The organism is Streptococcus sp. sy010 (assembly GCF_007859175.1).
GTDB lineage: Bacteria > Bacillota > Bacilli > Lactobacillales > Streptococcaceae > Streptococcus.
Genome location: NZ_VOHO01000002.1, coordinates 90,082 through 112,815, shown reverse-complemented (window position 1 = coordinate 112,815; position 22,734 = coordinate 90,082). Strand labels below are relative to the sequence as shown.

At 36.0% G+C, this 22,734-nt stretch carries 21 protein-coding genes and 1 tRNA gene; 12 read left to right on the top strand and 10 right to left on the bottom strand.

Annotated elements, in window-relative coordinates:
• The first annotated feature begins 74 nt into the window (after positions 1–74).
• Positions 75–215 (top strand): hypothetical protein, encoded by a 141-nt coding sequence (locus tag FRX51_RS05800; RefSeq protein ID WP_186627089.1) that lies wholly within the window; start codon positions 75–77, stop codon positions 213–215.
• 21 nt (positions 216–236) lie between these two features.
• On the opposite strand, the gene FRX51_RS02985 is transcribed toward FRX51_RS05800, so the two are convergent.
• Genes FRX51_RS02985 through FRX51_RS02975 form a run of 3 tightly spaced genes read right to left on the bottom strand, consistent with a single transcriptional unit; the run spans position 237 to position 5,015 of the window.
• On the bottom strand, positions 237–2,009 hold the full coding sequence (locus FRX51_RS02985) for an XRE family transcriptional regulator (RefSeq protein WP_146495722.1): 1,773 nt from the start codon (positions 2,007–2,009) through the stop codon (positions 237–239).
• On the bottom strand, positions 1,987–2,598 hold the full coding sequence (locus FRX51_RS02980) for a viroplasmin family protein (RefSeq protein WP_146461021.1): 612 nt from the start codon (positions 2,596–2,598) through the stop codon (positions 1,987–1,989). Before FRX51_RS02980 ends, FRX51_RS02985 begins: the two co-directional genes overlap by 23 nt.
• Positions 2,599–2,600: 2 nt before the next feature.
• Positions 2,601–5,015, bottom strand: coding sequence for an LPXTG cell wall anchor domain-containing protein (locus FRX51_RS02975; RefSeq protein WP_146495720.1), 2,415 nt, complete (start codon positions 5,013–5,015; stop codon positions 2,601–2,603).
• Between the two features lie 341 nt (positions 5,016–5,356).
• On the opposite strand from FRX51_RS02975, the gene FRX51_RS02970 reads away from it, so the two are divergent.
• The 9 genes from FRX51_RS02970 to FRX51_RS02930 all read left to right on the top strand — a co-directional run bounded on the left by FRX51_RS02970 (position 5,357) and on the right by FRX51_RS02930 (position 12,491).
• Positions 5,357–6,256: a helix-turn-helix transcriptional regulator gene (locus FRX51_RS02970; RefSeq protein WP_186603328.1), complete on the top strand. Its 900-nt coding sequence runs from the start codon at positions 5,357–5,359 to the stop codon at positions 6,254–6,256.
• 223 nt (positions 6,257–6,479) lie between these two features.
• Positions 6,480–6,962, top strand: coding sequence for a type III toxin-antitoxin system TenpIN family toxin (gene tenpIN, locus FRX51_RS02965; RefSeq protein WP_146495718.1), 483 nt, complete (start codon positions 6,480–6,482; stop codon positions 6,960–6,962).
• A gap of 583 nt (positions 6,963–7,545) precedes the next feature.
• Positions 7,546–7,977, top strand: coding sequence for a sigma-70 family RNA polymerase sigma factor (locus tag FRX51_RS02960; RefSeq protein WP_146495716.1), 432 nt, complete (start codon positions 7,546–7,548; stop codon positions 7,975–7,977).
• Between the two features lie 164 nt (positions 7,978–8,141).
• Positions 8,142–8,456 (top strand): hypothetical protein, encoded by a 315-nt coding sequence (locus tag FRX51_RS02955; protein WP_186603332.1) that lies wholly within the window; start codon positions 8,142–8,144, stop codon positions 8,454–8,456.
• The gene (locus FRX51_RS02950) at positions 8,456–9,550 is read left to right on the top strand and encodes an AAA family ATPase (protein WP_146495712.1); all 1,095 of its coding nucleotides are present in this window, start codon (positions 8,456–8,458) and stop codon (positions 9,548–9,550) included. The genes FRX51_RS02955 and FRX51_RS02950 overlap by 1 nt, the downstream gene beginning before the upstream one ends.
• 102 nt (positions 9,551–9,652) lie before the next feature.
• Positions 9,653–10,153, top strand: a complete 501-nt coding sequence (locus FRX51_RS02945; RefSeq protein ID WP_261379141.1) for a hypothetical protein — start codon at positions 9,653–9,655, stop codon at positions 10,151–10,153.
• Positions 10,154–10,295: 142 nt separating this feature from the next.
• Entirely contained in the window at positions 10,296–10,871 is a 576-nt protein-coding gene (locus FRX51_RS02940) for a replication protein (RefSeq protein WP_146461006.1), read from the top strand.
• A gap of 1 nt (position 10,872) precedes the next feature.
• A complete protein-coding gene (locus FRX51_RS02935) occupies positions 10,873–11,136 on the top strand; it encodes a MerR family transcriptional regulator (RefSeq protein ID WP_146461004.1) in 264 nt (87 codons plus the stop codon).
• An 89-nt stretch (positions 11,137–11,225) separates the two neighbouring features.
• Complete coding sequence (locus FRX51_RS02930) at positions 11,226–12,491, top strand: site-specific integrase (protein ID WP_146495708.1); 1,266 nt, start codon at positions 11,226–11,228, stop codon at positions 12,489–12,491.
• A 181-nt stretch (positions 12,492–12,672) separates the two neighbouring features.
• Here the strand turns inward: FRX51_RS02930 and FRX51_RS02925 are convergent, their stop codons facing one another.
• Positions 12,673–14,163: a Sau3AI family type II restriction endonuclease gene (locus tag FRX51_RS02925; protein ID WP_146495706.1), complete on the bottom strand. Its 1,491-nt coding sequence runs from the start codon at positions 14,161–14,163 to the stop codon at positions 12,673–12,675.
• 110 nt (positions 14,164–14,273) lie between these two features.
• Between FRX51_RS02925 and dcm the strand changes: the two genes are divergently transcribed.
• Positions 14,274–15,542 carry a DNA (cytosine-5-)-methyltransferase gene (dcm, locus tag FRX51_RS02920; RefSeq protein ID WP_146495704.1) on the top strand — a complete coding sequence of 423 codons (1,269 nt, stop codon included), beginning with the start codon at positions 14,274–14,276 and terminating at the stop codon, positions 15,540–15,542.
• Positions 15,543–15,694: 152 nt separating this feature from the next.
• On the opposite strand, the gene FRX51_RS02915 is transcribed toward dcm, so the two are convergent.
• Entirely contained in the window at positions 15,695–16,984 is a 1,290-nt protein-coding gene (locus FRX51_RS02915) for an adenylosuccinate synthase (protein WP_146495702.1), read from the bottom strand.
• A gap of 187 nt (positions 16,985–17,171) precedes the next feature.
• On the opposite strand from FRX51_RS02915, the gene FRX51_RS02910 reads away from it, so the two are divergent.
• Positions 17,172–17,242 (top strand) — tRNA-Cys (locus FRX51_RS02910).
• A gap of 129 nt (positions 17,243–17,371) precedes the next feature.
• Here the strand turns inward: FRX51_RS02910 and mraY are convergent.
• The 5 genes from mraY to FRX51_RS02885 form a co-directional block, all read right to left on the bottom strand.
• A complete protein-coding gene (mraY, locus tag FRX51_RS02905) occupies positions 17,372–18,382 on the bottom strand; it encodes a phospho-N-acetylmuramoyl-pentapeptide-transferase (RefSeq protein WP_146495700.1) in 1,011 nt (336 codons plus the stop codon).
• 1 nt (position 18,383) lies between these two features.
• Complete coding sequence (gene pbp2X / locus FRX51_RS02900; protein ID WP_146495699.1) at positions 18,384–20,633, bottom strand: penicillin-binding protein PBP2X; 2,250 nt, start codon at positions 20,631–20,633, stop codon at positions 18,384–18,386.
• Between the two features lie 2 nt (positions 20,634–20,635).
• Positions 20,636–20,959: a cell division protein FtsL gene (gene ftsL, locus FRX51_RS02895; RefSeq protein ID WP_146495697.1), complete on the bottom strand. Its 324-nt coding sequence runs from the start codon at positions 20,957–20,959 to the stop codon at positions 20,636–20,638.
• Positions 20,956–21,912 (bottom strand): 16S rRNA (cytosine(1402)-N(4))-methyltransferase RsmH, encoded by a 957-nt coding sequence (gene rsmH, locus FRX51_RS02890; RefSeq protein ID WP_146495695.1) that lies wholly within the window; start codon positions 21,910–21,912, stop codon positions 20,956–20,958. The genes ftsL and rsmH overlap by 4 nt, the downstream gene beginning before the upstream one ends.
• Positions 21,913–22,001: 89 nt before the next feature.
• Positions 22,002–22,697 (bottom strand): PepSY domain-containing protein, encoded by a 696-nt coding sequence (locus FRX51_RS02885; RefSeq protein WP_146495693.1) that lies wholly within the window; start codon positions 22,695–22,697, stop codon positions 22,002–22,004.
• Between the last annotated feature and the right edge of the window lie 37 nt (positions 22,698–22,734).

The window sequence follows — 22,734 nt, the reverse complement described above, 5'->3', positions numbered from 1 at the left end:
AAATTCTGACTTGAAAAAAGAGCAATAGACTTTTTGTCCTGAGCAAGAATTTGAAGAAATGGAGAGAAAACAAAATGGAAACCGTTGATTTTAGAGAATATCTTAACAAACGCTTAGAAAACGAAAAATTTAAAAAAGGATATACTGAAGAATTAGACAAATTGCTAAGTTCAGTAGCAGTAATGAAGGCAAGACATATAAAAACATATTCCTAATTAAGTGAATTGTTTCTTTAATCAAATACCTTTAGTAAGAGGAGAACGACCATTATTTTTTAAGAATCGATTACAAGATTCAACCGTTACGTCTGGTGATGTTGCTATACGCAAAAATTCCTCATACAATAAATGTAATGGATTACCCATCCATAAACTATGAGACGCTGATTGTAATAAGTACTCACTAAACCGGTATGGAAGAGAAAGACCAATACAAATAGCGACCACCATTTCTATAGTAGGTTTCTTCTTATTATTTCTAATCTTAGAAATTGTCTCAGTAGCCACACCTATATCAGCCGCTAGTTCTTCATTTTTAATATCGAATTCTTTCATCAAATATTTAAGTGCCTCACCAAGTTGATATGGCATCTTTTGCAATAACTGACCCACTTCTTCGTAATCCTTTAGTTGTAAACTATCTAGATCTACATTTTTAATAATAACTTTTTCTAGCAAAGCTGGACGATTTAATGAAGTCATCATCTCAATAGCTATTTCAGTCTGAGCATAATTTTTAGTGAGAACTATACAAGCTTCATCCATGTGCTTTCTGGCATAGTCAGTCAATACCATTTTAAAGTCACCCTTTTGTGCCTTTATTCTTAAATAGTCAGGGTGATTTTTACAAAGATGAGATTCAACATAAACCAAGGCTCCATATTCTAAAGCTTGACGTAATTTAGGATTTTCTTGCTTTAATTTTTCTAATTCTTTTTCACTAATGCAAAACGTTTGCTTAGCATTTAGAAAACCTGATTTCCAACTATGAGCTGGTACATAGGCTGAATCCACCCATTCATAGACACCTCTAGCCAACTCATAACCTAAGTTTGTCAAACGAATTTTAACTGCTTGTCGAGAGACTCCAAAAAAGTCTTTCAATTGATTAATGACTTTCTTCATTATAAGCAGTTCATCTGCCTCTGGATAGAGTTGTTTTTGCTCTTCAGTGACTTCTTCAACCTTTTTGATAAAGCTTGTTTTAGGCAAAAGAACTTTATTTGCAATACTATTAGCTTGATATTCAATATAGCTATGGCTATCAGCCTCAATTTGATGACTTGCGACTTCTAAGTCCTTATGAGCTACACGGTGCAAATGCCAATGTAAACATTCGTGCACAATTGTATTTGCCAAAACACCTTGTTTCTGATGACGAGAATGAGATTTGTTGATTAAGATTGTTCCTGCCTTAAATTGTGTTTCAGGATCATCTACAATATAAATCTTTCCAAGAACATCTAGTGTATCTGTTTCAACTAACGTTAAGTTCATTTTATCAACTAAAGCCATGTAATCCAACGGTTGAGGGGTTACTGGGTTTTCGGGGAAATAACGACTAACAAATCGCTCTGCTACCCACTCCAGTTCATCTGAAGCGAGTTTAAACTGACCTTGTCTTTTTTCATAGACAGATTTAATCTCACTTTTTTCAATCGGCTGACTTACGTTCAAATCTAAGACAACTTTCAGTAGGCAACGTCGCATGGCAGCATCTGTATTTGGTTGATACGTCTCACGATTATATAGATAGCACTCGATTTCCAAATCAAGAGTAATTGTTTCTAAAGTTGATTGCAAGCAAGTTACTGATTCGTAGCTTGCTCCTTCAATCACATATTTTTCTGATAAAGAATACTCATCTAAACAAGTTCTAAGAGCTTGATGATACTTTGCTTTTAACGTGCGTTTCAGTTCTTGGTTTTCTTTTAAGGGTTGAGCACTTCCATTTTCAAATCGGGCTAAAAGTTCTTGACGTTGCTCTTCAAAGAGACCTCCTTGATGCAATCGCCTGATTAGCTAAGTTATCTGCTCGATCATTATAGGTCACGCCAGAATGTGCTTTAACCTTGATGAAATCAATATCTAAGCCATCCACAAGTTCTTGATAACGTTTAACGTAGTATTTGGAAATTGGTTTTTCTGCCTTCCAACCTCCAGTTACCCATTCTTCAATTCCTATATAGTCATAATAGATGGCTGCACTTGTATAACCCTGTTCTTTCATCCATGTTAGCGCATGAATAACAGAGAGCACTTCACCTGCAACTTGATAGCTCTCTACAAAGCTATCGTCTTGACTTGGAATCGCTAATTCTTCAATGACTTGGTCGTCTTTTAGGATAACAATTCCACTACCATAGATTTGAGATTCTGAATCAAAAGAACCATCTACATAGATTTCTAATTCTTTACTTGTCATGTCAATCATTTGTGCATCTTTTGGCAACATGTAGGCTTCTGCCTCTTCCAAAGTAGGAAAGCCTTTAAACTCTGCATTAGAGAAGCTTTTCACTTCTTGTTCAGCTTCTGGCCAACTAGTATAGATTCCAGGTTTTCTTCCGTTTCTTACTGCGTAGTATCTATTTTTCGCCATTGTTATTCCTCCCAACGTGCTTTCTTTTGTTTTAATCCGACTAGACCAAGGAGTGCAACTCCAATAAGAGTAAGGAAACTAGTTTCTTTTACTCCTGTTTGTGGCAAACCTTTTTCTGTGTTTGTATCATCAGTTACTGGCTTGCTCATTGCTTGATTCACTTTATTGACTAATTTTTGATAGTCTTGTGGGTTGTTTTGAGCAAAAGAATTCATCATCGGTTGATGACGCGATGCTTCAACTGGTTTTGTTTCAGTTGGCTTAACTGGTACTTCAACTGGCTTAGTCTCAGTTGGTTGAGCTGGGGTTTCAACTGGTTTAGTTTCAGTTGATTTAGCTGGTACGTCAACCGGTTTAGTTTCAGTTGGTTTAACTGGGGGTTCAACTGGTTTAGTCTCAGTTGGCTTAGCTGGGGTTTCAACCAGTTTAGTTTCAGTTGGTTTAACTGGGGGTTCAACTGGTTTTACTTCAGTTGGCTTAGCTGGTACTTCAACTGGTTTAGTTTCAGTTGGCTTAGCTGGTACGTCAACTGGTTTTGTTTCAGTTGGTTGAGCTGGTACATCAACTGGTTTAGTTTCAGTTGGTTGAGCTGGTACATCAACTGGTTTAGTTTCAGTTGGTATAACTGGTGTTTCAACTGGTTTAGCTTCAGTTGGCTTAGCTGATACGTCAACTGGTTTTGTTTCAGTTGGTTGAGCTGGGGTTTCAACTGGTTTAGTTTCAACAGCTTCTTCACCCTTACTGTCAGCTAACAAGGCTTGGGCGTCATAGATGCCTTTAATCTTGTTGTAGGTGTTAACCGCCTCATCACGCGCAAGAAGGGCTTCTTTGAGGGTTTGTCGTTTAGCTTCAAGGCTAGCTAGGGCTGCGGTTAGGCTAGCGTCAGCAGCTACTTTTTGCTCACTGGCTTTAGCAACTAATGTTTTAGCTTTGGTAAGGTTTGCCTGTGTTTCAGCTTTTAGGGTTTCTGTATCTGATTTAACAACAAAACGATAAGTGCGACGTGGACCTGCTACCACTTCTTTACCCTTGTAGTATTGGACAAAGGTTGGGTCAACCTTGTCAGTAGATTGAACAGAACCGTCTATGTTGTAGTTGTTTACTGTTAAGTTCTTGTCAACCATGGCATATGATAGTTTATTGAAGTTGGAGTCTTCCCAATCTCCCCAAACACCTGAAAGACTGTTAAATTTGAAATCAGAATCTTTTTTCTGAGCTTCAATGTCGTTATCATACATAAAGGTCATGATAACTTGGTAGTAAGCGTTTGGTTGACTTTGATCTTCATCAGCGTTTTTAGCTAGACCAACACCGACATAACCGACACGACCCATCATGGTAGTGCGATGACCAACCGCGCGGGCTTGGGTGTAACGGTTGGCTTCTGTTTTACCAGTTGTCATATCAATCAGTTGTTGAAGACGCTCATTTGAATTAAATTTAACATTCGTTGTATCAGCGAACCATGCCAAAAATAGGTAGTTAGCTAATTCTTTATCTGATCTGATGTTACCATGATTAGTATCTAAGGCTGACAGATTGCGGTAACCTTCTTCATTTTTGAAGAAAAATAAATCTAAGGAAGCATTCTCAGATGATTGTACTTTATCTTTAGTGATAATCTCACCAGAGCGGTCTTTAACCCAGTAGTTACGGACTTCATCATTGTCTGTGTTTCGCACATAGAGTTTTGATGAATGGGTCATTTCATTACGCTCAGCGTTTTCTTCGGCACGGGCTTGGGCAGCACGAATGGCATCACTGTCCGCGACAACATTTGCCGTAATGCCGTTAGCTTCGTTAAACTCGTTAATGTACTGGGCCATGTATTCAGATACTTTTGTCATATCTGGGGTGTACTCAAAATCACCTGTTTCTTTAAGTGACTTGGCTTGTTCAGGGGTTAATTCAACCACTTCTTCAACCTCGCCAGCATATGACCATGAGTTTTTAGGATCACCTAGAACAATTTCACCGTCATATTCTTTTGTGACACCGAATTGTTTAGATAGCTCTTCTTGTGGTAAGGATACCGAATCCTTAACCATCACGGTTTCTTCTTGTGGTGCAGTTTCTACTTGAGCAACTTGTTGTTCAGCTTGTACTAAAAGGTCTTGTGCAGTTTTAAGATTGGTTGCCGCTTGTGTGCTATCAGCTTGAGCAGTATCGACAGCAGTTTGTGCGGTATCAACGGCTGTTGTTGCCACCATTACTTGGTTGCTTGTCGTATCAACCGTCGTTTGCGCTTCTGTGACTTGCTCAGCAGTCACTACAGCTTCTTGTGCCTGAGTTTCAGCGACTGGTTGATTAGTTGGTACTGCTACTTCTTCGGCTTTAACATTACTTGCTAAGCCAAGTGTTGCGATGGTACCAGCAGCTAGGATTGTTTTTGTTTTTTTTGTTTTTATTGTGATCATCCTTTACTCCTTTCAACATGATGATTTTAAAAAACGTTTGCGTAAGCACTTAATGTCAGATTTAGACCTTTGCCTACTTTTTCTGATAGATTGGCCTACTCTCCTCCCTCTCTATCAGCTATTCAATTGTCAAAGGTCTATCTCACTTAAGTCTTACATCATCAGTTTATCATAGGCACATGACCCCTTGTTAAGGGTGGTGCATATAGGTTCAAAATACATCTAAAAGGGGTACCCCCCCCCCCCCCCCGATTTTTGATTTTTGCTACCTATAGGTTGTCTCTATTTTTGGTTGAGGCTTAAATATGATATGATGAAAAAAAGAACAACAGGAGGAAATGATGCCTCATCATTTTGGAAAAGTTTTTCGTCAGTTGAGAGAAAAAAGAGACTTATCAATCAAAGCTGCCGCTGGAGAAGTCGTTTCTGCTCAATTTTTAGGACGCTTTGAAAGAGGAGAAAGTAGTATTAGCTTAGAGAACTTCTCACGTCTTTTGATTACTATTGGTCTTGATTGGGTGGATTTTGCTCAAATTCATCATCAGGATAGACTCTATCAAGGTAGAATTGCTATGGAAAAATTAGCGATTAGCCCGATTGAAGTTCAACAACAAGCCAAAAAAGTTAGCTCTGATATGGAGAACATTAGACAAGACAATCCTTTCCAGTATGACTTGGAACAAAAACTCTTTTATTTAAAGGCTAGGGGACAAGTTGAAAACTTTAAGACTTATGAAAAAGAAATTAGACACTTTATCAATGAGATAGAAAGTCGAGAATACCTTAGCTTACTGAATCATATTGAAACAGATTTTTACTTGTGTATTATTGAAGCCTGTCCTTACCAGTTTGTCAAACGAATGACCAAACACTTTCTTGAGGTTTATTCCAAACAAAGCACACTTGAACAAGTAAAAAGTGCTCAACGAATCCTGATTGCGACTGTGGGCTATTTTTCTAAACGTGGTTATTATTTACGAGCAGACTTGTTAATTAAAAAAATTAGGTCAAAACCTTATCTTTTTAAATATCAGCAAACCTATGAAATGATTTGTCTTGAAATGGAAGAAACTTATCATCTGCTACGTCAAAACAAAGTAGAAGGACTTTCAAAAGCTCGGGTGATTATTGAGTGGTTAACATTAAGTCAACAGTTTGAACCCCATTACCGAGAAGAATTAGCCTTATTTCATCAAAAAGTACAAGAACTCAATTATACAGGAAAAGAATTGTATGGATAAGAGAGTTTTATTTGACAAAGTATCATTTGTAACCTATACTTAAGATAGTAAACATCGTTAACGATGATAGGAGTGACGGTTCTGACTCCTTTACCAAATAAAAATTGACCGAAACGATGATAGGAGTGACGGTTCTGACTCCTTTACCAAATAAAAATTGACCGAAACGATGTTAATGATAGAGAGTTCCTCTCTATCATTTTTTACATAAGGAGTAATAAAGTTGACACTTCAATATGAACAAGAACTATATACTTTAACAAGTGATTTTTACAAAGATTATCCACACAATAGATTTCCTGAAATTCTAAAACCTAGTGGAAATCGTACTTATAACTGTATTGTTGTTGAGTATAAAGATTATTTTATTTGTGTTCCATTTCGCAGTCAGATGAAACATCGAAATGGTTATCATTTTAGAAATACAAGTCGCTCACGTCGTTCTCTCTCTGGTCTAGATTATTCAAAAATGGTAATCATACAAAATTCAGCCAGATATTTAAGTACAAGCCATGTGCTTATCGATAAAGATGAATATATTGAAGCAATGAGTCAATCAAAACGTATTATTTCTGAAATAACAAGATATTTAGATGATTATATCAATCATAATCAGCATCATATCACATTAAATAAACAAAAATATCAAAAAAGATATGCTTATTCAACTTTAAAATATTTCCATGATATATTACAAATTCTTTAAATCAAAAACTGACAAAAAAAGACCTTAATGGTCTTTTTTCTATTACTATGAAAAACTAGTCAACTCTTTTCTTGTCAGAATACTTTTTGAACTCTTTGTTTTTTAGCTCCATATCTACCTCTAACAACCTAGCAAAAGCTGGGTTGTTTTTTCTTGTCAAAGTACATATCTACTTCTTTTTTAAAAAATAATTAAATTTTTTTTCTTATTTTTTGACCTGTGAGGTCATTTTTCTACTGTAAAAATAAAGATTTTAACTTTTTATAACCTGACTAAAAGCTTATAAATCGCTTAGTTATACGCTTTATAGACCATGACCTGAGAGGTCATGGTCTTCTTTTCTTATCTGTTTTATGATGAAAACATCAAGGAATTATTCTTGATAAAAAATAATCACAGTTCTATATGATGCGCATCAAATGGACGGATTGAAACTAATTATGATGATATGACGATAACGGTCATATCTTGCATAAATGGTTTTGCCGTTTATTTGGCGTGCTTTTATGCCAAGGCGTTCAAAACTACTGCTCATAACTGTTTCTATTTGTCCTATAAAGAAACTGTTAGAAAGAGGCATAGTATGTCTAAAGTAACAGAACGTCGTCATCAAAAAATAATAGAAGCTGCAAATAATAAAGATTGGAAAACAGTCTCACACTTACTTAATCAACCATTAGACAATCTTAAACGTCAAGATCGCAAATATCACTTACTTAGTTTGGATGCGACTATTGAACGATTAGGAAGACCTACTAATATTATTGACATGTATTCAGATTATCGTCATGAACCTCTGAAATATTTACTTCTGAAAGAACAAAATGAACGGATTTGCCGAGCTTTATCAACATTGTCAATAGATGATTTACATATTGTCATCGAAATCGCTATTTACAACACCTCTACACTTCAATTAACCAAAGAAACTCGATTCAAGAGTCATAAAACGGTTAAGAGCCATTATCAAAAAGCTCTAAATGTTTTAAAACAAGAGTTAAAAGATTATTTCTAAAAAATTTAAAAAATAATTACCAATTACTCTAATTATTTCTCCTGATAGATAAGGAGGTAAAAATGTATGACATAATCTATTGTCCAGCTCATGACATTAAACCGAGCATGTTGCTCTACACTAAACAAACAATAAATAATACACGAGGTATTTAAACTATGAAAATGAGACCACAATACCGCAAAAGCGGATACTCAAACCAAACAGCAGAACAATATGTTGACCTTCAAGCTCCTATCCACTTGCTTAGTGACGAGCTTGAACCCCAACAAAAATTTGAAGATGGAAGACCAACAAGTGAAATTGTCGCCTACAAAACATGGTTTGGTCAAAAAGGACTACCACCATTTCAAGTGAAATTCCTTGAAAAGCCTGACCTTCCTGAATATCTTTCTCTTGTTAGTTTTGATAACTTACAGGCATGTGAAGTAAGCTATAATGTTTACTTCAAAGCTGACGGATTGAAAGAGGTGAAATAATGGATGGGATTGTTTCACAAGGTCGTGCCAAGTTGGAACAATACCTGTTACAGAGCCTAAACATGGCTTTAGGATCTGTTTTACAGGGTGAGACCTCCTACACTAATTCATTTGACATCATTGTACAAGAAAACGGATTCATCTTCGTTCCACGTCTTCCAACTGGATTTATTATTGATGACGACTTGTATCAAAAGATTTTCTTAATCGCCAATGCGTCACTTTATCCCCAATACACATTGCTAAAGCAAAATTCTGCCTACTTTGTCGCATTGAAAACAGATGATATTCATGTTCAACGAGGCCTATTCTTCCCTTGGAAAAAAGGAATTTCTGAACGTCTAGTCATTCCAGACCTTGAACAATTTTCTACATCTCTAAAAGGCAATGATATTCCTATCATGAAAAATCTAGTCATTAACTATGATAAGGTAACTTCCATTGCTATTGCTGGAAACTCAGGAAGTGGGAAAAGTTATGCTCTAACGTATTTGCTAAGTTTTCTTAAAAACATCTCTGACTTGATTATCGTTGACCCTAAATTTGATACCCCTTCACGCTGGGCAAAGCAACATCAAATTGCTGTTATTCACCCTCAAGAAAATCGCTCCAAGTCTGATTTCGTATCAGAAATTAATGAAAATTTGAGTCAATGTTTAACCATCATTCATAAACGTCAAGGGATTCTCTTTGAAAATCCACGTCATGAATTTAAACATCTGACTATCGTCATTGATGAGGTACTTGCTTTATCCGAAGGAGTTAATAAGAATATCAAAGATTCATTCTTATCTCTATTGTCTCAGATTGTACTATTGGGACGGTCAACAAAGGTTCATCTACTCCTTGTCAGTCAGCGTTTTGACCATAATACAATCCCTGTCTCAGTGCGTGAACAGCTCAATGTACTCATCCAGATTGGAAATATCAATCAGAAAACTACACAGTTCTTATTTCCAGACCTCAACCCAGAAGGCATTGTGATTCCCATTGGAAAAGGGACCGGGCTTATTCAGATTATTGATAATGAACATCCCTATCAGATTATACCCCTGCTTTGCCCTACGTATTACACAAAGAAAGGTATTTTATAGCCAATGAAAAGAAATTACTATCAACAAACTTTCAACATCTGCACTTTGTTCTTTATTATAGGAGTTCTTTGTGCTGTTGGTTCTACGTTATTCAGTATCAGCATGACTTCCTTACAAAGTACTGTTTATCTGTCTTTCATTTATCAGTTTGTAGGTATACTTTATACCATTAGCTTGTTTATTGCTATTGTATCAATCTTTTTTCTTTCAGTTCTTGTTTATTATGAGTTTTTCTTACGATTGAAAGAAGACAATCTAACAAACCTATGGAAATCTGTTCATCAGACATTTACTATGCGTATTTTTTTAAGGCAAAGCGAACGCTCTAAAACCGTGACAACCATAGAACAAGCAAGAGTAATACGCTACAACCCGATTAACAAATACTTTAACCGAGCGATTCAAAAAGCAACTGTAGATATTCGAAAAAATAGAGTTACACTATTGATTCGGATTCCTAAAACTCAACAGGCAACAAAAATTCTAAAAGATATGGAAATGCTTATTAGTGAAGAAATTGCCAACCGTAACCCTGACTATTATTTTTCACGACCTGAGCGAAGCGGAAAATGGTTGTACTTTATCGGTACTAAACGAAAATAGTTATAAGGAACGGTGCTGTGGCTCACGAAGTGAAGGCCAAACAGCACCGTTCTATACTCTGGATGTTATGGGGTTACTACGACCCCCCATAACATCAATAATCAACAATCAGCAAAATTCAATCTAGAAAGGCAAATATTCTATGACAAAAGAAAAACGTTCAAACAAATGGGCATTTCTACTTTATCAAGATAGTACCCCTAAAAACTACCTTGATATTCTTGAAGATATGCACATCCCATTTATCCTGAGTCCTTGGCACGACAAGGACATCAATCGACAAACAGGAGAATTCAAAAAAGCACATAAGCATGGTGCATTATTCTTTGACTCACTGAAAAGCTATTCACAAGTATCTGAGTTATTAACTGAGAAATTAAACACGCCAGCTCATATCGAAATCGTCATGAGCCCAAAAGGGATGTATGACTATTTTATCCACGCTAACGACCCTAATAAGACACCTTATGATATTAACGATATTGAATTCGGTTGTGGCTTCGACTTAGACAAGTTTTTAATTAGCAATAATACTGATGGATTTATTACCTCAGTCATTGATATTATTGAAGAGAATAATTTTACGGAATTTAAAAATTTGGTGCTCTATGCACGACGTGAAGATGCTAAACTCTTAGAATTCATAATGGAGAAGACCTATTTTTTCTCTCGATATTTGGATTCTAGGAGACATGATAATAGAAAAGAGGATTACTAACATGACAAAAACTAACGAACATATAAAGTTAAATCAAATTGAACAACTTCTAAATTATCTCATTACCCTAATACAAACTCAACAACAAGAATTAAAAAGCAATGGACTGGTTACTCAAAAGGAATTATTAAAAATTCTCAATATCTCCCCGAACACACTAAAATCATGGGAAAATACAGGTCTTAGACGACTAGAACCTCCCATTGAAAACACCCGAACTGTCTATTATAAAATGGAAGATGTGATCAATTATTTAACTCCTTAATCTAAAATATGCTAAAATAAAACTATCACATTAAAAGAAATGTGAAGGTCTTATTTTAGCCTTTTATATATCCGATAAAGAAGGCTAACGTGAAAAAAGAAATTATCATCCATAACAATCGTAAGATTATCAAGACAACTAAAAACAACGGTTCTGTAAGCTACACTCAAAGAGGCGTTTATATAGGAATTGATGTGAAAACAAATAAAAAGGTGACATCATCTCTCACTGCCAAAACTTTAAGAAGTCTTGACCGAAAAATTATCCAAGCTAGATTGGATTTTGAAGCAAAAGGGTCAACATTAAAAGAAACAGTAGTCATCAATAATTTTGAAGAACTGGCTGAAGCGTGGTTTATTAGTTTCGTCACTTGGGTTTCTTCTCAAAATACTATCAATCGTGTTAGAAGCTATCTTGACACTTATATCATCCCTAAATTTGGAGAATACAGACCTGATGCCATCAAATCTGCTGATATTCAACTATGGGTCAATAAACTCGCTCAACAATCAAAAAAATCAGTTGAATCTGGAGTAAAAAAATCAAAAAAGGGGCACGCCAAGGACTTTGGAGCAGTTATTCATAAGATGAGTGATATTTTTGATTTTGGTATAACCAACTTTGAACTTTCTCATAATCCTGTAAGAACAATCAAAATTCCACCAAAACCAAAGTCATCTAAAGAACGGGTACGAGTCTTACATGAACAGGAATTATCAAGATGGCTTAATTTTTTAAACGATCTACCAGACACGCGAACTAATAGGCGTTTCAGAATTATTTGTGATACACTCTTAGCTTCAGCACTACGTATTAACGAACTTCTCGCTCTAACTATTCACGATTTAGACTTTGAAACAAATGAAATTATCGTTAATAAAACTCTCATGTGGCGAGCAGGAAATCGAAAACTCGGTATTAAAGGGGAAATGATTTGTAAAAATAGTGCTAAAACTGATTCAGGAAATCGTCGAGTTGCTGTTCCTCGACAAATTCTTATAGATTTACAAACTTTTTACAATGAAATGAGCAATTACTTCAAAGAACATAATTTACCTTGTGTTGATTTGATTTTTCCAACTATCTATGGTAACTATATGTGTGATAGAAATGAACGAGCAACTCTGAAAAAGCGTTTAAGTGAGTTAGGGTTACCAAATTATGGTTTTCACCTTTTCCGACACACACACGCTTCTTTAATGCTAAATGCTGGTGCAAATTGGAAAGAACTTCAAACAAGAATGGGACATAAGTCAATCAAAACTACAATGGATACCTATGCTGAACTAGCTCCTAAAAAGAAGGCTGAAGCAGTTGATATTTATCTTCAAGAAATTGCTAGACTTACAAGTTGATTTTATGACTACATTTTTGACTACATTTTCTTAGTAAAAAAATTAAAAATACTGATATATCAACATTTCTAGCACGCTAAAATAAGATTTCTAACCTTTACAGAAGTTAAATAATTGAATAAAAAAACTCCTATGAAATCAATATTTTATAGGAGTTTCTTTTATTCATAAACATATAAAATTAGTCCCACTTGCCATCTAGAACCTCTTTCAAAAATTTCTTAGGTAGCCAAAATGAATGTTTGGTAATCCGTCTTTGGTTCGGTAAAATATCGGTATCTGAAATTTTACCTTTACCAACAAACTTGCCTTGTTCTAACTCATATAATGTATTTTGAGCATGAATTTTAGTAAATACTACCTTATTTACTTTACTTTGGGGAAAGTTAGTTGAAACTTTATTTCCTTTTTGAGTTAATTGAACACCATCTATTAAAATCTGACGTGTTTCTTGCCAAACTCGTTTAACTTCATTTATTTGTCTATCAGGAAAACCCCAAAATTTTATTCGATCTAAGACAAACACCTTGGGTGAAATTTCTTTAAAGACAACAAAAAGAAAACGTTTATTACAAATTTCTAAATATGGTTGTGATTCTTCCCAAATATCATTAGAAACTAATTCTTTAAAATTATAAGTCTTAAATGGAGAGTCCTCTTTTGGCAAACCTTCTTTATTCACACGAATCACACGCATATTCATATTAGCTTTTTGAAATTCTTGAGTTTTATCAACATCACCTGTTAATCCAATCATTTTTCGAATTAGGATATTATTTTTTCCTTTTGCTTTTGGATTAACATCAAATTTTTCATAAAGCTCTTTTTCCGTCATTCCTTGATATTGTAAAATCTTTTGGGTGATAATTTCAGTAAAACTTTGTTTATTATTCTTAACAGTAGCTACAACACTTTCTTGTTCTTTTTGATTAAAAATTCTATTATTAATCAAATAAGTCATGTAGCTAGATTTCAATTCCCATGCTCGTTGTTTAGCTAGTTCGTTACTAAATGGTTGCTCACGAAAATCTCTTCCTTTACCTGCTCCTTTTGTACACGTTGAAAGATAATTTCCATCAGATTCAGATAATTCATGAGCTTTTCCTTGCTTTATTTTAGCGGTAATACGTTCATAATCCTCTAAAATCACTTGCATATCTTCGGCAAACCATTCAAACAGAAAAACTTTTTCAATCATATAATCAGCCATAGTCGAATTAGGAATTAAACCGTTATAAAAAAGTAATAAAATTTTCGAACATTTTTTCCATAAATGAGTGTTATAAAAATTGTCAAGATTTTCATCCATATAATTTAAAATGGTTAAAACTAATCTTTCCTTAGCACTAATAGAACCATTTTTATTAACCTTAAAAGGAGTTACTTTTAATTCTACACCAATTTTTTGAAAATCAGCCTCTGAATCATTGTTTGGAAGATAGCCGTAAAAATATTTTTCAATATAATTTCCATATTGCCCTTTAGATTTCATACTAATCTTCTTATCAGGAATATTTGAAACTGTCTTATTTTGATAATCCCCATAAGTTTTATATGGAGTTTTCTGATATTCTTCAATAATCTGTTCAAATTTCTTCCCCAAAAGAACTTTAGAATAGTTTATAACACTATCAATATTATTATCATCATAATCATATAATTGTTTTTCCATTGTAATCTCTTTTCTAAACATTTTCTATTTATTATATCAAATTCAAATCTTGATCAATAAGAAAATTTTAGGTATAATAGTAAGAAGTACATAAAAAGATAGAGGAATATATGAAAATCTTAGAATTATTTGCAGGCGTTGGAGGGTTCCGTATAGGACTCGAAAACTCAGATAAAGAATTATTTCAAACAAAATGGGCTAATCAATGGGAGCCCTCTAGAAAATCTCAAGATGCCTTTGAAGTTTATAATTATCATTTTCCTGATAGTGATAATATCAATATTAGTATTTCAGACATTACAGACGAAAAATTCGCTTCAATGGATGCAGACATGATTGTTGGTGGATTTCCATGTCAAGATTATTCAGTTGCTCGTTCTAAAAAAAATGAACAAGGTATTGAAGGTAAAAAAGGCGTTCTCTTTTGGGAGATTATTCGTGCAACTCGCATCATTAAACCAAAATATTTGATTTTAGAAAATGTCGATCGTCTACTTAAAGCTCCATCAAAACAACGTGGGCGTGATTTTGCTATCATGTTAACAGCTTTCAACCAACTAGGGTATTCCGTTGAATGGCGTGTTATCAATGCTGCTGAATATGGTAGAAGTCAACGTAGAAGACGTGTTTTCTTTTTCGTCTATCATAATGATACTGATTTTGCTACACAAGTAGATTCAAAATTTGAAAATCAAAATCCCGTTTTTGAAGAAAATAAATATGATGATTACATCTTTAAAACAGGACTTTTTGCAAGTCAATTTCCAATCAAACAAGTCCCTGTCAAGAAACGCCAAGTCTATTATGAGCTTTCAGATGATATTATAGAAGTTTCAGATAATTTTACAGGTACAGTATGGAATACAGGCGTCATGAGACACGGAAAATACTACTCAATTGACACTAAATCAGATTATATTGGACAGCCGATCACACTAGGTCAAATTTTACAAGATGAAATGGATATTCCAAAAAAATACTATGTAACTGACCAAGCTAAACTTGAAAAATTTCAGTATCTGCGTAGTTCAAAACGTATTGAAAGAACTTCTGCTGATGGCCATACTTACATTTACTCAGAAGGCGGTATGTCCCCAGTAGATGACTTGAATCTCCCAGGACGCACTATGCTAACATCTGAGGGAACCGTGAACCGCTCTACACACTTTTTAAATGTGAAAGGAAAATATCGATTAATAACACCTGTTGAAGCAGAACGATTACAAGATTTCCCAGATAATTGGACAGCTAAGAAAAAACTCTCTGATGGTAGCATTGTTGAAGTCTCAGATAAAATGCGCATGTTCTTCATGGGGAATGCTCTTGTAACGGAGATTGTTAGACAAATTGGAGCATTTATTTCAGAATTAGAAAAATAAGTATTGTTTTAAAATAATAGAGCCATCAAAAACAGATAAAATCTAATTTTTAATTTATCCTTTCCTGAAATTTATTATATTTTGGTTCAAATTATTCACAATTTCCATAGAACTTAAAAAATCAAATTGGAACTTTCCAATTTGATTTTTTGTTAGACACTCCAAACACTCTCTAAGATATTGGTCTGATCTCGATCTGGACCAACGGAGAAGGTAGAAATACGAACGCCTACTAATTCACCAATACGACGAACATAATTACGAGCATTTTCTGGTAAATCTTCTAGACGACGAACACCTGTAATATCCTCTTGCCAACCTGGTAATTCTTCATAAATCGGCTGACAACGTTTTAATTTTTCTAGACTAGCTGGGTAATAATCAATTCGTTCGCCATCCAAATCATAGGCTACACAAATTTTAACAGTATCAAGTCCGGATAGCACATCAATAGAATTCAAGCAGAGGTTAGTAATCCCTGAAACACGACGACTATGACGCATTACCACTGAATCAAACCAGCCTACACGACGTGGACGACCTGTGGTTGTGCCATATTCATGGCCAATTTCTCGAATTCGCTCGCCAGTCGCATCAAAAAGTTCTGTTGGGAAAGGACCATCACCAACACGGCTAGTATAGGCTTTACAAACACCGACTACTTTATTGATTTTACTTGGCCCAACTCCTGATCCAATGGTTACTCCACCTGCCACAGGGTTAGATGACGTCACAAAAGGATAGGTACCCTGATCAATGTCTAGCATGACCCCCTGTGCGCCCTCAAAGAGCACTCGTTTACCATGATCCAAAGCATCATTCAAAATAACAGAGGTATCGGTTACATATTGTTTGATTTCCTGTCCATACTGATAATATTCTTCAAAAATCTCTTCAAAATCAATGACTTTGTCATCGTACATCTTTTCAAATAGACGATTTTTTTCACTTAGATTGATCTTCAATCGTTCTGCAAAAATATCCCTATCCAAAAGATCTGCGATTCGAATACCGACACGCGCAGCCTTGTCCATATAAGCTGGGCCAATTCCCTTATTGGTCGTTCCAATCTTATTAGCCCCCTTGGCAGCCTCTTGCAACTCATCTAACTTAATATGATAAGGTAGAATCACATGGGCACGATCAGAGATACGCAAATTGTTCGTTGAAACACCCTCATTGTGTAAATACTTCAATTCTCGCACCAAGGACTTGGGATTAACAACCATCCCGTTTCCAATAATCGAAATCTTGTCTGCAAAGAAAATCCCAGATGGAATCAGGTGTAACTTGAATTTTTTTCCGTCAATAACAATGGTGTGACCAGCATTATCTCCACCTTGATAGCGTGCAATCACTTCTGCATCTTGTGATAAAAAGTCGGTAATTTTTCCCTTACCTTCATCTCCCCATTGAGTTCCTACAACAACAACTGAAGTCATAATGGCTTTCGCCCTATCCTTTCTCTAACCTCGGCAGGACTTTCACCTGCAAGCATAAGTCATACTTCAATATTATAATAAAATTTTCATATTTTTACAATTTAAGAACAGGTTTCATAGCTTGTTGAAAAATTCTTTTCTGTGACTTGACAGCATCATATTTTTACGGTAGAATAATAGTTGTTGTGGCGGTATAGCCAAGTGGTAAGGCACGGCTCTGCAAAAGCTTGATCGTCGGTTCAAATCCGTCTACCGCCTTTATACACCTATTTTATTAAGATTTATCCAACTAAAAAGCCCATGACATTGGGCTTTTTAATTTATTTAAAAACGTTTTTTAACAGACAAAAAGCTAAGAACTCTTTCTTAGCTTTTTCTTTATGCGACTTAGTTAAAACCGTATAAAATCATTAGGGTTAGCATGCTCATCAACAAACCAACTGACCAAAAGAAAGCATCTACTTTCCATTCACTCCATGGTTGTCCTTTACCAGAAAAACCACCTAACTCAAAGTGATGATGTAGGGGAGTCATGCGGAAGATACGACGACCTTGACCATATTTTTTCTTAGTGTATTTGAAGTAAGCCACTTGTAACATCACTGAACTTGTTTCACAAACGTAAACGAAGCCAATCAAAAGCAACGTCCATTCTTGATCAAGAGCAATAGAAATAGTCGCCAACAGAGCACCTAGGGCTAAACTACCAACATCTCCCATAAAAATTTTGGCGGGTTTTTTATTGTAAAGGAAGAAACCAAGTAGGCCACCAATGGTACTAAGAATCAACAGTAAAACATCATATTGTTTTTGTATCATAGCAATGATACCATAGGCAGCTAAACTAATGACAACTGAAATAGAAGCTAGACCATCCAAACCATCTGTCAAATTGACAGCATTAGAAAATCCGACAATCCAAAAAAGGACAAAGGCTAGATAAAGAATACCCAAATCTAGTTCCCAACCGAAGAAATTGAGCGAATCAGCACCACTTGGACGAACATAAACAATATAAAATAGTAAACCAGCTAAAATCTGAGCCAGCATCTTTTGTCTAGGAGTCAGACCCTCATTGATTTTCTTGAAGATTTTTAGGAAATCATCCAAAAAACCAACAATGCCATAAATAACAACGACCAGTAAAATGGCTAAAGGCTTAGCTAAATTTGTCCCTTGATTGAAAAAAAGTGTAAAGAACAAACTAACTAGAACCGTTGCTGTTAAAAATACTAAGCCTCCCATTGTTGGAGTACCCGCCTTAGCTATATGTTGTTTGACATCCTCATGCATCTGTTGGCCTGCAATTTTTTTCTTTTGGAAAAAAGCCATAAAATGTGGCATGGCTACCACTGTCAAAACGAAGGTTAATCCTCCTGCCATTAGGCTTACTAACATGTTATTCTCCTAACCTTATTGTTATTTTTTTAACCTTACTTATCAACTCACCTGGATTGACACTTTGCTTGGTCACTCGAGCTGAGGCAGATTGACTACCTTTATAAGTGATTTCAAGATTCAACCATTTGGCAAAGACTTCCACGTTTTGTCGCGTCCAACCATACATGTCTGGGAGATTTTCTAAATTACTCGTCAACAGTAAAATTTGTTGATTTTCATTAAGATTATTACCAATTTTGGTAGATACCTTGTTAATTTTACTACCTGTCCCTAAGACGATTGGTTGAACTAAATTACGACGTAGTTCATCCGCTGTATCACCGGGATTTTTACCGATAATTTCACCTAGTTTATAAGGTGTTTGATTTTTCTTACCGTTTGGCACAGCCTCCAAAATGGTATCTTTCATCAACACTGCTTCTTCTAAGACTGGATTGATCACATCACGCCAGAAAAGACCTGACCATTCTTTTGGTTGTTGAAGGGTCACATACATGACAAAATCTGGATTATCAGACGGAACCATGGCCACCACCGAATAAATATAATCTGTGGCTCCAGTCAAGTAACCCGAACCATCTTCTGCTGCAATCTCAGCCGTCCCAGACTTAACGGCAACGGATTGATTGCCAACTTGGATAATCGGACCTTCTGATTTTGAATAAAGCGTACCAAAATCTGGATCAGTACCAACCGTTACCATGTAATCACGAGTTTGCTTGGCTGCTGTTTCAGAAACTGGATTACCCACAACTTCTTTTTGTGCTGTTCGTGTGGTTTTCGTGTTTGGATCATAGATTTTGCTAATAAACTGTGGCTCTAGCATGATTCCATCGTTAGAAATTGCCGTAAAAGCTCTTAACATCTGAGTTTGGGTAACGGCAATCCCTTGACCAAAAGAACTCATGGCAATACTAACAATGTTATCTGATGGCAAAAGACCTGTTGCCTCGCTCCCCATTCCAAAACGTGTTGGGAAACCAAAGCGGAATTTAGCTAAGTAATTAAGCCACTGATCGTCACCCATTTTTTGCTCAAGAAGAGCCATACCGACGTTACTAGAGTAAGCAAATCCTTGAGCAAAGGACATGTAGCCCCCTGTTGATGTTCCGTCATTGATTGACCAATCTTGAATAGTTGCATCAATAATGGTCAATTTGGTATTGTCATAAATTTCATTTGGATTAAAGACACCGGCATCAATAGCTGAAGCTAGGGTCATGACTTTCATGGTCGAACCCGGCTCATAGTTGGTTTGATAAAGGGAACTACGCCAAGTAAAGTCCTCAGTTAAACCCTCTTTAGTATCCGCATTAAAGGTTGGTCGCTGGGTCGTTGCTAAAATCTCACCTGTCTTAGCATGAACCAATGTCGCACTGGCTTCCACCCCTTGTGCCTTGGATTGAAAAACATCCATCTGTGTTTCTAGATAGCGTTGAATTGGCTCTGAAATTGTCGTGTAAACATCTCGACCGTCTATGGCCTTACTCACTTGAACACCTGTTCCTAGTAAGGTATTGCCATTCTTATCTTTTTGATAAGTAATTTGACCGTCTGTACCTGACAAAATATCATTGAAAGCAGCTTCAAGACCAGTTGTTCCGACTAATTTTTTATTACCATTATCATCTTCTTGAGTTTGAGCCAAACCGATAAACTGAGAGGCAAAGGTTCCATTAGGATACATTCGACTGGTACTAGTTTCAAAAGAAAGCCCCTTAATATCAGCGGCTTCTGCAGCTTTTTTGATACTACTCATGGTGCTATAAGTTAGATTAGACCCCTTAATACCAAAATAAACTTGAACCAGACCTTCTTGATTGAGTTGTTTAAGGACATAATCCTTTTCCAATTTCAAATGCTTTTTGAAAATCTCAGCCACTTTGTCATACTGACTAGATTTAATAAATAATTCTTCGCCACTAGCTGTTACATAGTTTTGATCAAGAATGGCATACACCGTATAAGTGGTCGAATCTTCTGCAATCACATTACCATTACGGTCATAAATAGTCCCACGCTTAGCAGCAACTGTTTGGGTTCGCTGATAAACCTGCTTCGCCCCTTCCGATAAATCTACTCCAAATTTTTTATCGGTTCCAATAATTACGACAAAATTGATAATGAAGATAAAAAACATGAAAATGGCTAACAACATCAGGTTTTGCCCAACATGCTTGCGGTTTTCTTCTGGCGTTTTTCTATCTGTTACGACATAACGCAAAAAAAGATTTCGTAACTCTTTCATGCCTACTCCACCTTACCAATATTATCATGCTGGATACTCAAACCAGCCTCTGTCGCAATCTTTGAAATGCGATCAAAACGATTAAGCTCATTAACTTCTTGTTTAGCGTCATTCAGCTCAGTTTCTTTTTCGCTAATTTGATTATTCAAAATTGTTACTTCCTGCTGCAATTGTAGCATCCGACTTTGAAGATAGACAATACTAATTGCCATCATCACTGCTGTCAATACAATCGATGCATAAAAAGCCTTTTCTATTCTTGATAGGGTACGGATATGAGCCTGTACTGCTTGTGACAAGGCTTCCTGCCGTTTCTCTCTGGTCATATGTCTTTCCTAATTCTCTCAATCACACGTAATTTTGCCGAATGAGCACGATTATTATCTGTCAACTCGGTTTGACTTGGCAAAATCGGTTTTCTTGTAATCAGTTGATACTGAGCCTGTAATTCATCAGGGATAAAAGGTAACCCTTTTGGAATATCAAGACGACTAACTTCTTTAAACAGTTGCTTAGTCAAGCGATCTTCCAAGGAATGAAAGGTGATCACTGAAATACGTCCACCGACTGCTAGCAAGTCCAAGGCCTGCTGCAAGGAATCTTCTGCAGCTCCCAATTCATCATTTACCTCAATACGAATAGCCTGAAAAATTTGTTTAGCTGGATGTCCCTTTTTCTTAAGCTCTTTAGCAGGTTTCGCCGCCTTAATCAATTCAACAAGCTGAGTCGTTGTTTCAATCGGTGCTTCTTGACGAGCCTGTTCTATTTTTCTAGCTACCTGTTTAGAAAATTTATCTTCACCATAACGGAAAAAAATCCGCACTAAATCATGGTAGTCATAAGCATTGACTACCTCATAGGCTGTTAAGGTTGCATCTTGATTCATCCGCATATCCAAAGGAGCTTCCTGTTTATAAGAAAAACCACGCTCACCTTGGTCAAGCTGAGGACTGGAAACACCTAAATCATAGATGATTCCATCAATTTCATTGATACCATGTTGGGCAAGACGACTTGACAAATGCCTAAAATTGTCCTTAATAAAAGTCACCTGACCACGCTCAACAAATTTTTTTAATCTCACCTGAGCATGATCAATAGCTGTTTGATCCTGATCAAAACAATAAAGGTGACCTTGATCGCCCAATTGTGACAGTAAATACTCACTATGTCCTGCTCCCCCTAAGGTCGCGTCAACATAAATCCCATTTGGTTTAATCTCTAACTGATCAACCGTTTCATGTAGTAATACGGTTACATGATGAAAATCTTTTATCATAATTCTATTTTATCATATTTTAGTTATTTAATAAATCAAAAGAAAAATACCAGTCGCCTTTAGCGAACTGGTATTGAAAAGTTAGTGACTTATTCAGCTGGGCTAGCTTCAGTTTCAATAACTTCTTTTGTTTCTGCATTTAGAATATAGTGGTAACGTGTGCCATTGCTAACAAAGTCAACGTCAAATTGTTGAACACCATCTTCAGTTTCTAACTCGCTACCAACAACTTCTGCATCTGCTTCAGTAATACCTGCGTCAGCCAAAGCTGCTGCTACAAGTTTATCTTGATCTGCTGAAGATACTGTCGCTGTAGATGTTGATGCGTCTTCTGAATCAACCATCTCAGAAGCATTTTCAATCACTTCTCCTGTTTCAGCATTCAACGTGTACTCATACTCTTGACCAGCACTTGTGAAATCCACTTTAAAGACATTCACACCGTTTTCAACTTCTTTTTCAACTGAAGTCAAAACTGCATCTGCTTCAGAAATGCCGGCTGCTGCTAAGGCTGCTGCAAAAGCTGTGTCTTTAGTCAAAGTTTCTGTTGCCGTGCTTGCTGACGCATCAGTTGATGATGAGGCTGTCTTATCAGACGAAGATGATGACGTTGTTGATGAAGCAGACTTGTCTGATGAAGTTGATGCTTCTGATGAACTTGCTGAACTACTTGAAGAAGTAGTTGCCGTGTTGTTATTGCTACCGTTCAAAAATGAACCTGCACAAGTAGAAAGGCCTAGTAGAGCCAAGATAGCGACCACTGCCGCGACTAAAAGTTTTTTCATAATAACTTTATCTCCTTTTTTATTACTTAATTATTCT

Excerpts from the sequence above, each read along its gene's own strand:
- mraY (WP_146495700.1), bottom strand. The coding sequence starts at position 18,382 with ATGTTAGTAAGCCTAATGGCAGGAGGATTAACCTTCGTTTTGACAGTG.
- FRX51_RS02975 (WP_146495720.1), bottom strand. The coding sequence starts at position 5,015 with ATGATCACAATAAAAACAAAAAAAACAAAAACAATCCTAGCTGCTGGT.
- FRX51_RS02950 (WP_146495712.1), top strand. The coding sequence starts at position 8,456 with ATGGATGGGATTGTTTCACAAGGTCGTGCCAAGTTGGAACAATACCTG.
- FRX51_RS02960 (WP_146495716.1), top strand. The coding sequence starts at position 7,546 with ATGTCTAAAGTAACAGAACGTCGTCATCAAAAAATAATAGAAGCTGCA.
- FRX51_RS02925 (WP_146495706.1), bottom strand. The coding sequence starts at position 14,163 with ATGGAAAAACAATTATATGATTATGATGATAATAATATTGATAGTGTT.
- FRX51_RS02915 (WP_146495702.1), bottom strand. The coding sequence starts at position 16,984 with ATGACTTCAGTTGTTGTTGTAGGAACTCAATGGGGAGATGAAGGTAAG.
- FRX51_RS02945 (WP_261379141.1), top strand. The coding sequence starts at position 9,653 with ATGACTTCCTTACAAAGTACTGTTTATCTGTCTTTCATTTATCAGTTT.
- FRX51_RS02980 (WP_146461021.1), bottom strand. The coding sequence starts at position 2,598 with ATGGCGAAAAATAGATACTACGCAGTAAGAAACGGAAGAAAACCTGGA.
- dcm (WP_146495704.1), top strand. The coding sequence starts at position 14,274 with ATGAAAATCTTAGAATTATTTGCAGGCGTTGGAGGGTTCCGTATAGGA.
- ftsL (WP_146495697.1), bottom strand. The coding sequence starts at position 20,959 with ATGACCAGAGAGAAACGGCAGGAAGCCTTGTCACAAGCAGTACAGGCT.
- FRX51_RS02970 (WP_186603328.1), top strand. The coding sequence starts at position 5,357 with ATGCCTCATCATTTTGGAAAAGTTTTTCGTCAGTTGAGAGAAAAAAGA.
- FRX51_RS02885 (WP_146495693.1), bottom strand. The coding sequence starts at position 22,697 with ATGAAAAAACTTTTAGTCGCGGCAGTGGTCGCTATCTTGGCTCTACTA.
- FRX51_RS02940 (WP_146461006.1), top strand. The coding sequence starts at position 10,296 with ATGACAAAAGAAAAACGTTCAAACAAATGGGCATTTCTACTTTATCAA.
- FRX51_RS05800 (WP_186627089.1), top strand. The coding sequence starts at position 75 with ATGGAAACCGTTGATTTTAGAGAATATCTTAACAAACGCTTAGAAAAC.
- rsmH (WP_146495695.1), bottom strand. The coding sequence starts at position 21,912 with ATGATAAAAGATTTTCATCATGTAACCGTATTACTACATGAAACGGTT.
- FRX51_RS02935 (WP_146461004.1), top strand. The coding sequence starts at position 10,873 with ATGACAAAAACTAACGAACATATAAAGTTAAATCAAATTGAACAACTT.
- pbp2X (WP_146495699.1), bottom strand. The coding sequence starts at position 20,633 with ATGAAAGAGTTACGAAATCTTTTTTTGCGTTATGTCGTAACAGATAGA.
- FRX51_RS02955 (WP_186603332.1), top strand. The coding sequence starts at position 8,142 with ATGAGACCACAATACCGCAAAAGCGGATACTCAAACCAAACAGCAGAA.